The following is a 13,940-nucleotide window of genomic DNA, read 5'->3' as shown; positions in this document are numbered from 1 at the left end:
GATAGGACGAGGAAAAAAGGATAGCGAGACAAATATTGATACCGCATCATCCAGTGCGGGATACATAGCAGTCAGACGTGACCTGTGAAGACGTCTGGCTGCTTGTTTTGCTTTCGGGATCTTGCGGCTTGAAATAAAGCAGAATTGAATGGAACCTGCATGAAGCTCGATTCTAACCAGAATCATTGCAAAAATGATAGATAAGGGTTGACAAAATAGATGTAATAAATTATATTACATAAAAGAAACGGGAATGACTTCAGAAAGAGGGAGCGTATGGGATGCTGAAAAACTTAGAAAATGCAAAGAATCTGTATCTGAGAGGGATCCGCGATGGTGAAGTGCAGGAGGTGCTTGACAACTATATGGGTGACACCTATACGCAGCACAGCACCGGTGTGAAGGACGGCAAGGAAGGGTTCCGGGAATTCTTTGAAGATTTTTTCAAGAGGAATCCCAAACGGGATATCCGGATCGTACGCTGCCTTTCAGATGGTCCCTATGTATTCCTGCACGTGCATCAGAACCTGAATGACGGCGCTGCACAGTGGGTGACCACGGATCTCTTCCGTTCCGATGAAAATGGACGGATTGTCGAGCACTGGGATGTGATCGATGCGTATCAGAAAAATGAGAACGGCCCGGATCCGATCTTTGGTGAATTTGAAATTCAGGATATAGAAAAGACAGAAGCAAATAAAAACACGGTGCGGCTTTTCCTGACGGAAGTGCTGCAGAATCATTCCATGAACCGGTTCGATCACTATGTCTCGGATTCCCTGATCCAGCATGATCGTCAGCTTGGAAAAACAGCGGATGACTGGAAATCCTTCATTACAGATCATGCAGTTGCCTATGATTTTGTATTTAAAACCGCAGGACAGGGAGATCATGTTGTGACCTATTCGAATGTCCTGACGGATGGCACTGCCTATGCGCAGTTTGATATTTTCCGCCTGCAGGATGGAAAGATTGCGGAGCACTGGAGCAACAGGGAACCGGTACCTGCCCGTCAGGAACTGGTAAATTCCGGAAAATTTTAACCAGCATATTTCTCAAAACACATGAGGAGGAAAAAAGTATGGACGCACAGAATTGTCTGAAGATCCTGCGGGAGATCAAGGACGTGGCCTTTGCCACGGTGAATGACGAGGGGAAACTGGAGGTCCGGATCATCGATGTGATGATCGTGGAGGAGGATAAACTGTATTTCTGCACCGGGCGCGGAAAGGATTTTTACCGTCAGCTCATGAAACATCCGGACGTTGCCGTCACAGGACTCAATAAGGAATTCCAGATGGTCCGGCTTTCCGGAAAGGCAGAGAAACTCACGGATCAGAAGCACTGGATTGACCGGATCTTTGAGGAAAATCCGGTGATGAACGGCGTGTACCCTGGGGAGAGCCGCTATATTCTGGAGCCTTTCTGCATTGAAAGCGGTGAGCTGGAATTCTTTGACCTTGGAAAAAGCCCGATTTACCGGGAAAGCTTCACATTTGGACATGCTGAGGCTCCAGATGAACAAGAGATACATAAAGAAAAAGACGGCAGCTGTGCACTGCGTGAAAAAGGCTTCCGGATCACGAATGGCTGTATCGGCTGCGGGAAGTGTATGCGGAATTGTCCACAGCAGTGCATCACGAAAGGCAAGCCTTTTGTAATCCATCAGGAGCACTGCCTGCACTGCGGACTCTGCTTTGAGAACTGCCCGGTTCAGGCGATTGTGAGGAGAGGAGCATAAGATGCTAAAAGATGTATGGATTTTACTGACCACCAAATGGGACTTTTTCGGGAAACTGCTCCTCGAGCACATCGAGATTTCACTCGCGGCGATTCTGATCGCCATCGTATTCGGCGGACTGGTCGGTATCCTGATCAGTGAATACCAGAAAAGCGCAAAGCCGACGCTCGGTGTCATTAACTTTCTCTATACAATTCCATCCATCTCCATGCTTGGCTTTCTGATCCCCTTCTCCGGAATCGGCAATGCGACCGCGGTAATCGCATTGACAATCTATGCCCTGCTTCCAATGGTGCGCAATACCTACACGGGCATGACCAATGTGGATCCTGCGATTCTGGAAGCGGCGAAGGGAATGGGCAGCACCAAGAGGCAGATCCTGTTCCGCGTGCAGCTGCCTCTCGCCATGCCTGTAATCCTTTCCGGCATCCGGAACATGGTCACGATGACAATTGCCCTTGCCGGTATCGCATCATTCATCGGTGCGGGCGGGCTTGGTGTCGCGATCTACCGTGGCATCACAACAAATAACGCGGCAATGACGATTGCGGGCAGCCTTCTGATCGCTGTTCTGGCCCTTGTTGTGGATTTTCTTCTTGGCTTTGTGGAAAAGAGAATGAATCTGCATGGAAAGAAGGCAAAAAAACAGAACCGGGTCATGGCCGTGACAGCTCTCGTTCTGATTGCCTGCCTGATTGCCGGCGTTGCGATTCCCCGCCGGAGCAACAGGGTGATTCATCTGGCTACGAAGCCGATGACCGAGCAGTATATTCTCGGAGAAATGCTGAAAACCGTGATCGAACAGGATACGGATCTGACTGTAGATCTGACGCAGGGTGTCGGTGGCGGTACATCCAATATTGAACCGGCTATGGAAAGCGGAGAATTTGACCTTTATCCGGAATACACCGGAACCGGCTGGAACATGGTTCTGAAACGCGACAGCCTGTACTCGGAGGATCAGTTTGATCAGCTGCAGGAAGAGTATCAGGACAAGCTTGGGCTTACCTGGGATGTGATGCTTGGCTTTAATGACACCTATGGCATTGCGGTCCGGAAGGAGATTGCAGACCAGTATGGGCTTAAGACATATTCCGACCTGCAGAAAGTGAACGGACAGCTGGTTTTCGGTGCGGAGTATGACTTCTTTGAGCGGCAGGACGGCTATGACAAGCTCTGCAGTACCTATGGCCTTACTTTCAAATCGACCAGTGACATGGATATGGGGCTGAAATATCAGGCGATAAACAGCGGCAAGATTGATATCATGCCGGTCAATACGACAGACGGGCAGCTTTCACAGGCGGATGTTACAGTACTTGAGGATGACAAACAAATGTATCCGTCCTATCAGTGCGGTATTGTTGTTCGACAGGATATTCTCGACAAGTATCCGGAGCTTGACACGGCACTTCAGAAACTTGACAAAATTCTGACGGAATCCGACATGCAGGAAATGAATTACGAAGTGGAAACGGAGAAGAAAGAGCCCGCCGAAGTGGCGAATGCCTTCCTTGCCGGGAAAGGACTGCTGAAATGAGTGAAACAAATACGGTTATTGGGTTCCGGCATATTCGGAAATCCTATGGAGATACTGTTGTTATTCCGGATCTGAATCTCTCGATTGCCAAAGGAGAATTTGTCACCATCATTGGTTCTTCAGGATGCGGAAAGACGACGGCGCTGAAAATGATCAACGGTCTGATTCCGCCAACCAGCGGTGACATACTGGTCGATGGAGAAAATATCCGGAATAAGGATATGATTGCTCTCCGCCGCGGGATCGGATACGCGATTCAGGGCAGCGTGCTTTTTCCGAATATGACCGTGGAGCAGAATATTTCCTATGTTCCGAGCCTGTTGAATAAAAAGGACAAGGAGAAAACAGCGAAGGCGGTTGACAAATGGATGCAGATCATCGGGCTGGATCCGTCTATGAAGGAGCGCTATCCGTCGGAACTTTCCGGCGGACAGCAGCAGAGAGTCGGCATCGCGAGAGCGCTTGCTGCCTCTCCGAATATCCTGCTCATGGATGAGCCGTTCGGCGCAGTGGACGCGATCACAAGGGAACAGCTCCAGAATGAGCTGAAAGAGATTCATAAGAAGACCGGTATCACGATTCTGTTTGTAACACATGATATCGAGGAGGCGTTGAAGCTCGGTACGAAGGTACTGGTGATGGATCACGGAGAGATTCAGCAGTTCGGGACGCCGAAGGAACTGCTTACGGATCCGGCGACAGACTTTGTGAAGAAGCTCGTGGAGAAGCAGCGTAGGATGTGCTTCCTTCCGGAAGAGAAGCTCAATGACTGTGAATACTGCGGTGCAGCATGCGGAGAGGTCGCGGGATAATACGGATCTCAGATATCGCAAATCTTCGGACAGACGGTGTTTTTATGGCGGAACCGGTCTCCAATGTGGTTGGGGGAATTACCTGCTTTTGCGCAATGCTTCTGACCATATGGCCGGAGTTAAACAGAATGGCCTCAGAGAAAGAGAGGAGAAACTGATGTATTTTTTCAATCCCAATACAATCATGACGTGCGGCCCTGAAATAAGTTTTGGAGATAAGATTACTGTTTTAAAGGACAGGCTGGAAAATGCCGATGCCATTGTCATCGGAGCCGGCAGCGGACTTTCCACTGCGGCTGGATATACATATACAGGAAAACGTTTTGAGGAATATTTCGCTGACTTCGAGAGAAAATATGGCTTTCGGGATATGTATTCCGGGGGCTTTTATCCGTACAGAACCATGGAAGAATTCTGGGGATACTGGTGCCGGTATATCTGGATCAATCGGTATGCGCCGATCCCGTCAGATCTCTACGAGAAGCTTCGTACACTCGTAAAGGACAAGGATTATTTTGTCCTGACAACGAACGTTGATCATTGCTTTCAGCGAAGCGGATTTGACAGGAAACGTCTGTATTACACGCAGGGCGATTACGGGCTTTTTCAAAGCAGTGACCCGCAAGAGGCGTCGCGGGATAAAACGTATGATAACTACGATTGTATACGAGGGATGCTCCTGGCGGAAGGCTGGCAAATCGGACAAGAAGGTGAGCTGTTCCTTCCGGAAAGCGGCAATGTCAGCATGACGATCCCTTCCAATCGGATCCCTGTCTGTCCGGATGACGGGAAGCTGATGACTACAAACCTTCGTGTAGACGACAGTTTTGTGCAGGACGAGGGCTGGTATCAGGCGGCGGAGCGGTATCAGGAATTCCTGCGGCGGCATGAGGGGCTGCACGTTCTATATCTGGAACTTGGAGTTGGGATGAACACGCCCGGGATCATAAAATTTAACTTCTGGCAGTATACGAAAGAGAATCCAAAGGCCTTCTATGCCTGCATCAACAAGGGCGAGGCAGGCTGCGCAAGAGATATTACAAAGCGGAGCGTTTGCATGGATACGGGAATACGAGAGGTTCTGGAAGCCCTTGAAGCTTAAGAATACTTGTTGTTTCAGAGACATAGATACAAAGGTATGAAAAAACAAGGATCATTCAGGCTGAATTTGCTGATTCTGGGAGCGGACGGATTTCCAGGTGCCGGAGAGTTAAAGGAGAAAACGATATGAAGAACAGTGAGCTGATGATAAAACTTCATTTTCTCATCAAGTGTCTGGAGGCAGAGATGCCGGAGTATGCGGAATATGCCCTGCCTGAGAATCCGAAACAGGCATTTGATTTATACCGTGCGCTTTGCAATGTGCGGATGCCGTCTGGGGATACCGGGCACACACTGCCGGATGCCTTCTATATCGTGCAGGCGGAAGTTTTGAAGAGCATTACAGAGAAAAAGGGTATTACAGACATATCAGATCTCCCGTCTGCTGAACTTGACCCGCGTCTTGTGCTGTGGCAGGGGGACATCACGACACTTCGCACAGATGCCATCGTCAATGCTGCCAATTCACAGATGCTGGGGTGCTTCTCGCCGCTTCATGGCTGTATTGACAATATCATCCACACAATGGCCGGTGTGGAACTTCGGGAAAAGTGCTATCAGATCATGAAAGCGCAGGGGCATGAAGAGCCGACCGGAGGGGCAAAGATCACACCGGGATACAATCTTCCGGCGCGATATGTCATCCATACCGTCGGACCGATTGTGTCCGGATGGCTTACCGGAAAGGACAAGGAGCAGTTGGCCTCCTGCTACCGTTCGGTTCTTTCCCTGGCTTCTGATCATCAGCTGGAATCCGTCGCGTTCTGCTGCGTCTCTACCGGAGTATTTCATTTTCCGCAGGACAAAGCGGCGGAAATCGCGGTGCATACGACAAGTTGCTGGCTCGATGCTCATCCTAAGACTACCGTGCGTCGTGTCATCTTCAATGTGTTTAAAGACAGCGACCGAGATATTTACCGGAAGATATTACTCGGCTAGACATTTGCGGAAGCGTGTTTCTCATTTGTCAAGGTAATTACTCGGAAAAAGACAGCACAAATTAATTGTAATAAAGTATTTGACAACACGAAGCGGCAGTGTTATCTTATAACCAAGAGATGAAATAAATAATATTTCATCTAAAGTACAATTTACATAGCCTTAGAACAAGGAGAGAATCAAAATGAAGAAAATCGCAGTTGTTGCAGCAAACGGAAGAGTAGCAAACAAGGTTATCACAGAGGCCGTGAGCCGCGGCTTTGATGTGACGGGCTTCGGACGCAAGGAAAATAACACAAAGGCACAGCACTATGTACAGAAAGATCTGTTTGACCTGACCTCAGAGGATCTTAAGGGCTTTGACGCAGTTGTGGATGCTTTTGGCGCATGGACAGAAGAGACACTTCCGCAGCACAGCACATCGCTTAAGCACCTCTGCGACATCCTGAGCGGAACAGATACGAGACTTCTGATCGTCGGAGGGGCGGGCAGCCTTTATGTCAACAAGGAGCACACGGCAACCGTCATGGAAGGACCGGATTTCCCGGATGCCTTTAAGCCGCTGGCTTCCGCTATGGGAAAGGCGCTTGGTGAACTCCGGGAGCGGAAGGATGTCAAGTGGACCTACATTTCTCCGGCCGGTGATTTCCAGGCAGACGGGGAGAGAACCGGAAAGTATCTTCTCGGCGGCGAGGAATTAACACTGAATGACAGGGGAGAGAGCGTGATCTCCTATGCCGATTATGCCATTGCAATGGTTGACGAAATTGAGAAAGGAAATCACATTCAGCAGAGAATATCCGTTGTAAGAGCCTGACCGATAGCAGGAGACGGCGTTACAGGACAGGCTTACAGGCTTCCGGCAGCGGCCGGGAGCCTTTTGCCGGTGATGGGAAGGGGAAAATGTCAGGTACACAGGATTACTTAAAAATACTGGTTGAGGACATCCATTCCACAGTAGTGGCAACCATTGACCGGATTGGACATCCGGTGACCCGCTGCATTGACATGATGCTGTATGATAAAAATGGCGTGTACTTTCTTACTGCAAAGGGTAAGGAATTCTATGCGCAGCTGATGGAACAGCACTACATCAGTCTCTCCGCCGTCTCGGGCAAGCGGTGCATTTCGCTGGCAGGCAAGGTGGAAAATGTTGGCAGTGAGAAGCTCGATGAGATTTTTGAAAAGAATACCTATATGCAGGACATCTATCCGGGTGATACGCGCTCTGCGCTGGAGGTATTCCGGATCTGTGAGGCGGATGGAAATTTCTTTGACATCAGCGATCCGGCGCATGTGACGAGAGGAACATTTGCCATTGGGAAAGTTTCCTTAAAAGCCGGCGGGTATCAGATCAGCAGAAGCTGTACCGGATGCGGGAAATGCCTTTCTGTGTGTCCGCAGCGCTGCATTGATCTCTCACGAATACCGGGCGTGATTGATCAGAACCGGTGTCTGCACTGCGGAAACTGTATGAATGTTTGTCCCGCCGGAGCGGTCATTAAAGCGGCTGGATCTCAGAAGTACGAAAAGAACTCTTTTATAGAGGAGAGAACATAATTATGCAGATTTCAACTAAATTTACGATAGCGATACACATATTGGCGGCTGTGGAGTATTTTGGAAAAGAGGAGAAAGTGACCAGCGAGTTCCTTGCATCCAGCATTGGAAGCAACCCTGTGATCATCCGGAACCTCATGTCCGATCTTAAGAATGCCGGATTAATTGAAATCAAGAGAGGCCCGGGCGGCATTGCGATCACCAGACCGCTGGATGAAATCACATTTTATGACGTGTATGAGGCTGTGGAGAAGAGCAAGGACGACCTGTTTCATTTCCATGAGAACACAAATCCACAGTGCCCGGTCGGAAGGAATATTCATTCCGCACTCTACGACAAACTGCAGGAAGTACAGAAAGATTTTGAGGAAAGTCTGAAAAAGCATAAGCTCAGTGATGTGATTGCGGATCTTTACAAAGAAATTGCAAAAGCAGGCTGAAGTATATGAGAGGCACTGAATGTTACACTGCGGATCGAGTTTGCCCCCAAGAAATAAAAGGGTGACTATTTGACATCTACAGCCCGGGAAACAGGCGTGAGTGCCAATGTCCCTCACGGTGGCACTCACGACGAAGAAAAAATATGAGAATCCTATGAATCCAGCATTCTCTCAATAGTGAAGTCAAATAACAGAATTACCCGGAAAGAAATGGCGGAAAAGTTATCAATCAGTCTCCGTTCTTTTCAAAGGATAATTAACGAAATGGATGAATTACATTACGTTGGAAGTGGAAATCGCGGACATTGGGAGATCAAGAATGATCAATATTGACTTCGCGCAAGGTGACTGATGGGGCGACTGATTCAGACAAAGAAGCCAGTAGGTACAAGTGGATACACCAGCCGCGAAGTAGTTTGAACTAAGAACAGCTGTGAGTACATTTTGAGTACACTTTGAATGCGATATAAATTAAGGTGATCCAAATGCGTGATAAAACCGAGAAAAAGTAGCGGAGCAGCTACATTAATTACGCAAATTTCTTTATGGAGCCTCGAGCTCGAATAATGAAAATTGAGCGAAGAATGGCGTAAATACGCCATTTCTGGGGCATAAAAAAGTGATTTGATAACAAATTGATAACAGCAGTTCGTATACCCTGTAGAAATGGGATAACTGAAATCAATCTGAATCAAATCATATCAAGAAACAAAACTCGAATAGGTTAGAATCTATATTTCGTTTTCGAGTTCGAATAAATATTGAAAGTCCGAAACCCGGCATAAACACTGGGTTTTCGGACTTTTTCTATGCCTCGTGAGTATATTTTGAGTACACTTTTCAAAAAATAGAATTATCGTTTATCGCCTCAACTTTTGTCTGAAACCAGAGCTTCCTATTTACCTTGGTCTGTGAATGTAAATAATTCCTCGACAGTAACATCAAAAACTCTTGCGATATCCATTGCCAGCTTTAATGAGGGATTATATTTGCCGTTTTCCAGATGAACAATTGTCTCCCTCCGGGCACCAACTTTCTCCGCAAGATCCGCCTGCGTTAATCCTGCTTTTTCACGGAATTCTTTTATTTTTGTAACAAGTGCCACCTCATACTCCCTTCTGATCCATTACCTTGAAAATGATAATTCGCAGTATGGAAATGATGATCAGCGAAATCATAATAAGCCAGCCCATGAAAGATGCAGTATTAGCTACATGCCCCAATGTGCCGCCAATAAATGCAGTCAAAACCATTACTGTTGCAAATATTTTCAGACAGATGGAGTCAGATCTTTTTAAATTTGCTCTTGCAAGTTCATCGACAGGCTCTTTGCGAAATTTCCGGATTCTGTATGATATCAGGCAAATAAAGCAGATGATCCCTCCTGCGACAGCGTTTTGAATATACGTGTAGGATTCTTTCCAATCCGTTCTTACCCAGCACCAATAGTAGAATGTCAAACCAATGGTAAGAACTGCAGTTTCTGTCATCAATTCTGTAATACTGACTTTTTTATTCATAATGCCTCCTGTGTGATATATTTGTCACTTGATGTTATAAATATATCACATCAAAATTACTTGTCAACAATAAATGTGATAAATAATTCACTTTGTATATTCAGATATACCGTTTCCAGACCGTGATTGACAGCTATGAGGACTCGATGAGTGTGTCTGATTCTGAAAGAATTGTTGAATTGCTAAGAAGTGAGGTCTTAAACCGTTAAAAGGATTACAGGAAGTTGCAAATTATAAGAGCGCAAAAAGACATTATTATATGCGGGTTACGCGATTAACCTATTGTGGAATGAGCTTTTTTTAAATACTATGGAACAAAAGCGTAAAGGAGAAACCCCATGTCAGATAAAAGATTTTTACAAGATGTGCTGCGCATCTCCATACCGGTGGCATTACAATCCATGCTGCAGTCTTCCTTTTCCATGGTCGATCAGATCATGGTCGGTCAGCTTGGAGATAAAAGTGTTGCTGCGGTTGAAATTGCCGGAAAGCCCAGTTTTATTTATGCGTTCGTCATTGGAGCAATCAGTACGATCACAGGAATCATGATCTCGCAGTACATTGGCAACCACAACAGAGAAGCGGAGGAAAAGAGCATCTGTATCAATTTTCTGGTGATGATATTAACCGGGCTTACCTTTCTATCTGTTTTCAGCCTTTTCCAGAATCCGTTCGTGGGAATGTTTACGGAAGAAGAGCAGGTAATCGCTGAGGGCAGCACATATCTCGGGATTATCTCATGGACATTCATTCCACTGGGAATCTGTAATATTTTGGGGACGGCTCTTCGATGCCGGGATAAATCAACCTGGCCGCTTTATATCGGCATTTTTTCCGCTCTGCTCAATACAGGTTTAAACTACTGTCTTATTTTTGGAAATTTTGGCGCGCCGCGTTTTGGAATAGCAGGCGCCGCATATGCGAGTGTCATATCCCAGGCAGCGGGAGCACTGATTTCCATCCTGTGTTTCTACAGGTTATATGGTCGGATTCGTATTTCGTTAAGCCTTAGAAAGGCAGGATATTCGCAGTACTTTATGATGCTGCTGCCGATTGTTTTGAATGAGTTTTTCTGGTCCGTGGGACAAAGTGTTTACACATACGTTTATGGGCACATGGGGACCAATGAACTGGCAGGGATGTCATTGACGGGCGCTGTTCAGGGTCTGACCATGGGAGCATTAAGCGGCCTGTCTCAGGCAGCCGGGATTCTGATCGGCAAAAGGCTGGGCAGCAGGGAATATGATGCTGCTTATGAGGATTCCAAAAAGCTATGCGGTCTTGGAGTGGCCGGATCACTGGTCTTCACGCTTTTATTGATTTTGATCAGAAATCCGTATGTTCAGCTGTTCAATGTTTCAGGAGATGTTCGCGGAATCGGCGCGGATATTCTGGCAGCATTTGCCATCCTGATGCCTGTGAAGGTACAGAATATGATACTGGGAGGCGGAATCATCCGAAGCGGCGGAAAAACAAAGTATGTCATGATGATTGACATGATGGGAACCTGGCTGATCGGCGTACCTCTGGCACTGCTTACAGGACTGTATTTAAAGATGCCGGTTATCTGGGTCTACTTTGTTTTATCGCAGGAAGAACTGATCCGTCTGATCGTATCTGTTTTTATGTTCAGAAGCAGAAAATGGATGCATACACTACAATAATTGGAGATGAGTATGTGGGATGAAAAGAAAATCCGGATTATTGATATTGCAGATGAATTAGGCGTCAGTACAGCGACTGTTTCCAATGTCATCCATGGCAAAACAAAAAAGATATCCGATGCAACTGTCAGACGTGTGCAGGAAAAACTCGTTGAAAGAGGATATATTCCGAATATGGCCGCGACGCTCCTTTCGCAGAACAATTCGAGGATTGTCGGAGTGGTCGTAAATAATCATCCGAAATATGAAGGACATGTTCTGGAAGACCCGTTCGTCAGCAGCGCGGTCAATGCGTTATCGGACACACTGGAAAGCCATGGGTATTTTTTAATGCTGAAGAAGACAAACAATATTATGGATATTGTCCCCTTCGCATCCATGTGGAATATGGATGGAATGGTAATCATGGGTTTCTGCGAAGATGAGTATCAGAAACTTCGTGACCGCATCAGAATACCGTTTGTTGTATATGACGGCTTTTTTCAGAATAACAGAAACATCTGCAATCTGATGCTGGATGATTATGACGGAGGAAGGCAGGTCGGCGCGTTCTTCAGGGAAAACGGCAGAGAGAAAATATTATTTATAGCGGATAACCGGCTGAAACCGGATTTTGACAGATATGAGGGGCTTTGCTCCGGTTATGGAAGAAAAGTTGATTTTCTGGAAGTACCTATGAGTAAAAAAGAAAGACAGGCATATTATCGGGATATCTTACCGCTATTTCAGGATTATGATTCGGTGTTTGCTGCATCGGATTATTATGCGGTTGAAATCATGTACTTTCTGATTCACGCAGGGATACGTGTCCCGGAAGATATCTGGGTTGTGGGCTTTGACGACATGGAGTTATGCAGAAATGTCATGCCGCAGTTATCATCTGTCCGGCAGGATGTGTTTTTGCGCGCGGGAAAAGCAGTGGAGTATTTGGATCGGATGAAAACAGACAGAAGTTATTCGGTAACGGATAAAATTCCGGTACAGTTCGTTCCGCGGATGAGCTGTGGGAGAAGATCGTATTAAAAAGAATAAAGTCGGATGCAAAGTGCAATATCGTGGAGACGATTACGGATTTACGGTAAGATTCCACCGGTACTGTGGAGAAGGCTTGGGAGCAGGTGTGAGTGCCAGTGTCTCTCAAGTTGTCCTTTATTATAAAAAATATGCGTCGGCGTGTAAAAATGAATGATGACGGAATTCACCGTGTGGAGATACCGGAAGTACCAGCTGAGGCGATTCGTGAGGCGGTAATTAATAGCTTTGCTCACGCACGGTATGACACCGGTACAGCATGAAATCGGATTGATGCACCTGTTAATGCCGTAAGCCTATGAATGACTCTAAAATTTGACATCTGGCGAGCATGACATTTTGGGGGCTTAAGGCAGGGACCGACAATGGCTGAGAGACTGAAACTGCTCCGCAGCATGGCAGTCCGCCAAATGAAGATGATATCAGAGATTTCGCTTGAAGAACTTCCGGGACTGGAAGAAAAGAAAGAAGAATAATGTGATAAGCTAAATAATAACAGATGAGGGGATCAAGGGTGACGTCTGATGCCTTTTGCTTTATGCCAATTTGTAGTTAAGCAGTGTTGCAGATAGCGTTGCGAAAAGCCCATAATTATGGTATAAATAAGACATAGTTAGTGAGAAACGAGAGGTGATTACATGCCGCAGATCATTCCTATTAAAGATTTAAAAGATACAGCAAAAGTTTCCGAAATGTGCCATAAGAGTTCTGATCCTATTTTTGTAACAAAGAATGGATATGGCGATATGGTGCTGATGAGTATGGAGGCCTTCGAGGAGATGCATCATAGGGAGCAGCTCTACCGTGAGCTGGAGATATCCGAAAATGATATTAGAGGCGGAAAAACCAGATCGGCTCGAGAAGCATTGTCTGATGTGAGGGAGAATTATGGCTTATAAGCTCGCTATTCCGGAACATACAGAGCGTCAGATCGATAAATGCATCAGCTACATTGTCAATACTTTGAGAAATCCTACTGCAGCGGAAGCAGTTTTGGATGACATCGAGCACGCGTATGACCTGCTTGAAAAAATGGCAGAGTCTTTTGCTTTCTGCGAAGATCCTTATCTGCAATCAAAAGGATACCGGAAACTGACATTGGAGAAACATGATTATGTGTTTATCTACAGAGTAGATGGAGAAACAGTATATCTGGCAGGATTCTTTCATATGCTGGAAAATTACCGTAATAAGCTGTAATCTAAACAAACCGTGGCAACACTTTGGCAACAGGAAATCAGATAGTTGATAGAAATAGTCTAATACGAATACCGGAAATACGACAGCTTACGAAACTTAGCATTAAAGTTTAGTTTTATATCTGGCAGGATCGAATTGGAATCGTTATCACGCCTGCGGGCATTAGGGAATACTCCTGATGTTTGCAGGCTTTTTCTGTGTAGAGACTCTGACAGGAAATGTACAGACAAAGCAGGATGAGAATCTAGAATAAAAAGGAAAGGTTAAAATCTCTGACATTGCCGACGACTTTTGTGATGGTATCACAAAAGATACTATATTAGAAAAAACTGCGTACTTGATATAAAATTGGAATACACTACGATATAGATACCAGGAACAAAACAACTAT

The 13,940-nt window shown here is 46.1% G+C and carries 16 protein-coding genes and 1 pseudogene; 15 read left to right on the top strand and 2 right to left on the bottom strand.

Features of this window, described 5'->3' with window-relative positions; translation table 11 throughout:
- The first annotated feature begins 281 nt into the window (after positions 1-281).
- The 11 genes and pseudogenes from FYJ60_RS07120 to FYJ60_RS12925 all read left to right on the top strand — a co-directional run bounded on the left by FYJ60_RS07120 (position 282) and on the right by FYJ60_RS12925 (position 8,466).
- Positions 282-1,043, top strand: a complete 762-nt coding sequence (locus FYJ60_RS07120) for a nuclear transport factor 2 family protein (RefSeq protein WP_154457976.1) — start codon at positions 282-284, stop codon at positions 1,041-1,043.
- Positions 1,044-1,081: 38 nt separating this feature from the next.
- The gene (locus tag FYJ60_RS07115) at positions 1,082-1,741 is read left to right on the top strand and encodes a 4Fe-4S binding protein (protein WP_154457975.1); all 660 of its coding nucleotides are present in this window, start codon (positions 1,082-1,084) and stop codon (positions 1,739-1,741) included.
- A gap of 1 nt (position 1,742) precedes the next feature.
- The gene (locus tag FYJ60_RS07110; protein WP_154457974.1) at positions 1,743-3,281 is read left to right on the top strand and encodes an ABC transporter permease/substrate-binding protein; all 1,539 of its coding nucleotides are present in this window, start codon (positions 1,743-1,745) and stop codon (positions 3,279-3,281) included.
- Positions 3,278-4,093, top strand: a complete 816-nt coding sequence (locus FYJ60_RS07105) for an ABC transporter ATP-binding protein (protein WP_154457973.1) — start codon at positions 3,278-3,280, stop codon at positions 4,091-4,093. Before FYJ60_RS07110 ends, FYJ60_RS07105 begins: the two co-directional genes overlap by 4 nt.
- A gap of 20 nt (positions 4,094-4,113) precedes the next feature.
- A pseudogene (locus FYJ60_RS12835) lies at positions 4,114-4,251 on the top strand (MATE family efflux transporter); the annotation flags it as partial.
- Complete coding sequence (locus FYJ60_RS07100; RefSeq protein WP_205839011.1) at positions 4,251-5,195, top strand: SIR2 family NAD-dependent protein deacylase; 945 nt, start codon at positions 4,251-4,253, stop codon at positions 5,193-5,195. The pseudogene FYJ60_RS12835 and the gene FYJ60_RS07100, both read left to right, overlap by 1 nt.
- Before the next feature lie 125 nt (positions 5,196-5,320).
- Positions 5,321-6,133 (top strand): protein-ADP-ribose hydrolase, encoded by an 813-nt coding sequence (locus FYJ60_RS07095; protein WP_154457972.1) that lies wholly within the window; start codon positions 5,321-5,323, stop codon positions 6,131-6,133.
- A gap of 184 nt (positions 6,134-6,317) precedes the next feature.
- Positions 6,318-6,950, top strand: coding sequence for an NAD(P)-dependent oxidoreductase (locus tag FYJ60_RS07090; RefSeq protein WP_154457971.1), 633 nt, complete (start codon positions 6,318-6,320; stop codon positions 6,948-6,950).
- Between the two features lie 86 nt (positions 6,951-7,036).
- Positions 7,037-7,693 (top strand): 4Fe-4S binding protein, encoded by a 657-nt coding sequence (locus FYJ60_RS07085; protein ID WP_154457970.1) that lies wholly within the window; start codon positions 7,037-7,039, stop codon positions 7,691-7,693.
- A 2-nt stretch (positions 7,694-7,695) separates the two neighbouring features.
- On the top strand, positions 7,696-8,133 hold the full coding sequence (locus FYJ60_RS07080) for an Rrf2 family transcriptional regulator (RefSeq protein WP_154457969.1): 438 nt from the start codon (positions 7,696-7,698) through the stop codon (positions 8,131-8,133).
- 165 nt (positions 8,134-8,298) lie between these two features.
- The gene (locus tag FYJ60_RS12925) at positions 8,299-8,466 is read left to right on the top strand and encodes a winged helix-turn-helix transcriptional regulator (protein ID WP_408609144.1); all 168 of its coding nucleotides are present in this window, start codon (positions 8,299-8,301) and stop codon (positions 8,464-8,466) included.
- A gap of 562 nt (positions 8,467-9,028) precedes the next feature.
- On the opposite strand, the gene FYJ60_RS07070 is transcribed toward FYJ60_RS12925, so the two are convergent.
- Together FYJ60_RS07070 and FYJ60_RS07065 are read right to left on the bottom strand one after the other, a co-directional pair.
- Positions 9,029-9,238: a helix-turn-helix transcriptional regulator gene (locus FYJ60_RS07070; protein WP_330579139.1), complete on the bottom strand. Its 210-nt coding sequence runs from the start codon at positions 9,236-9,238 to the stop codon at positions 9,029-9,031.
- A gap of 1 nt (position 9,239) precedes the next feature.
- Positions 9,240-9,653, bottom strand: a complete 414-nt coding sequence (locus FYJ60_RS07065; RefSeq protein ID WP_154457968.1) for a hypothetical protein — start codon at positions 9,651-9,653, stop codon at positions 9,240-9,242.
- Positions 9,654-9,991: 338 nt separating this feature from the next.
- Here FYJ60_RS07065 and FYJ60_RS07060 point away from each other — a divergent pair, with 338 nt between their 5' ends.
- From FYJ60_RS07060 to FYJ60_RS07045, 4 genes are all read left to right on the top strand, one after another.
- Positions 9,992-11,317, top strand: coding sequence for an MATE family efflux transporter (locus FYJ60_RS07060; protein WP_154457967.1), 1,326 nt, complete (start codon positions 9,992-9,994; stop codon positions 11,315-11,317).
- 12 nt (positions 11,318-11,329) lie between these two features.
- Positions 11,330-12,340, top strand: a complete 1,011-nt coding sequence (locus FYJ60_RS07055) for a LacI family DNA-binding transcriptional regulator (RefSeq protein ID WP_205839010.1) — start codon at positions 11,330-11,332, stop codon at positions 12,338-12,340.
- Between the two features lie 647 nt (positions 12,341-12,987).
- On the top strand, positions 12,988-13,248 hold the full coding sequence (locus tag FYJ60_RS07050; RefSeq protein ID WP_154457965.1) for a type II toxin-antitoxin system Phd/YefM family antitoxin: 261 nt from the start codon (positions 12,988-12,990) through the stop codon (positions 13,246-13,248).
- Entirely contained in the window at positions 13,238-13,549 is a 312-nt protein-coding gene (locus FYJ60_RS07045; protein ID WP_154457964.1) for a type II toxin-antitoxin system RelE/ParE family toxin, read from the top strand. Before FYJ60_RS07050 ends, FYJ60_RS07045 begins: the two co-directional genes overlap by 11 nt.
- The last annotated feature ends 391 nt before the right edge of the window (positions 13,550-13,940 follow it).

The organism is Bilifractor porci, assembly GCF_009696005.1.
GTDB classification, from domain to species: domain Bacteria; phylum Bacillota; class Clostridia; order Lachnospirales; family Lachnospiraceae; genus Bilifractor; species Bilifractor porci.
The sequence above is the reverse complement of the archived record's forward strand: the minus strand, read 5'-3'. Positions and strand labels throughout refer to the sequence as shown.

What these genes read in the sequence shown, in the direction of transcription:
- FYJ60_RS07120 (WP_154457976.1), top strand. Translation starts at nt 282, where the DNA reads ATGCTGAAAAACTTAGAAAATGCAAAGAATCTGTATCTGAGAGGGATC.
- FYJ60_RS07115 (WP_154457975.1), top strand. Translation starts at nt 1,082, where the DNA reads ATGGACGCACAGAATTGTCTGAAGATCCTGCGGGAGATCAAGGACGTG.
- FYJ60_RS07110 (WP_154457974.1), top strand. Translation starts at nt 1,743, where the DNA reads ATGCTAAAAGATGTATGGATTTTACTGACCACCAAATGGGACTTTTTC.
- FYJ60_RS07105 (WP_154457973.1), top strand. Translation starts at nt 3,278, where the DNA reads ATGAGTGAAACAAATACGGTTATTGGGTTCCGGCATATTCGGAAATCC.
- FYJ60_RS07100 (WP_205839011.1), top strand. Translation starts at nt 4,251, where the DNA reads ATGTATTTTTTCAATCCCAATACAATCATGACGTGCGGCCCTGAAATA.
- FYJ60_RS07095 (WP_154457972.1), top strand. Translation starts at nt 5,321, where the DNA reads ATGAAGAACAGTGAGCTGATGATAAAACTTCATTTTCTCATCAAGTGT.
- FYJ60_RS07090 (WP_154457971.1), top strand. Translation starts at nt 6,318, where the DNA reads ATGAAGAAAATCGCAGTTGTTGCAGCAAACGGAAGAGTAGCAAACAAG.
- FYJ60_RS07085 (WP_154457970.1), top strand. Translation starts at nt 7,037, where the DNA reads ATGTCAGGTACACAGGATTACTTAAAAATACTGGTTGAGGACATCCAT.
- FYJ60_RS07080 (WP_154457969.1), top strand. Translation starts at nt 7,696, where the DNA reads ATGCAGATTTCAACTAAATTTACGATAGCGATACACATATTGGCGGCT.
- FYJ60_RS07065 (WP_154457968.1), bottom strand. Translation starts at nt 9,653, where the DNA reads ATGAATAAAAAAGTCAGTATTACAGAATTGATGACAGAAACTGCAGTT.
- FYJ60_RS07060 (WP_154457967.1), top strand. Translation starts at nt 9,992, where the DNA reads ATGTCAGATAAAAGATTTTTACAAGATGTGCTGCGCATCTCCATACCG.
- FYJ60_RS07055 (WP_205839010.1), top strand. Translation starts at nt 11,330, where the DNA reads ATGTGGGATGAAAAGAAAATCCGGATTATTGATATTGCAGATGAATTA.
- FYJ60_RS07050 (WP_154457965.1), top strand. Translation starts at nt 12,988, where the DNA reads ATGCCGCAGATCATTCCTATTAAAGATTTAAAAGATACAGCAAAAGTT.
- FYJ60_RS07045 (WP_154457964.1), top strand. Translation starts at nt 13,238, where the DNA reads ATGGCTTATAAGCTCGCTATTCCGGAACATACAGAGCGTCAGATCGAT.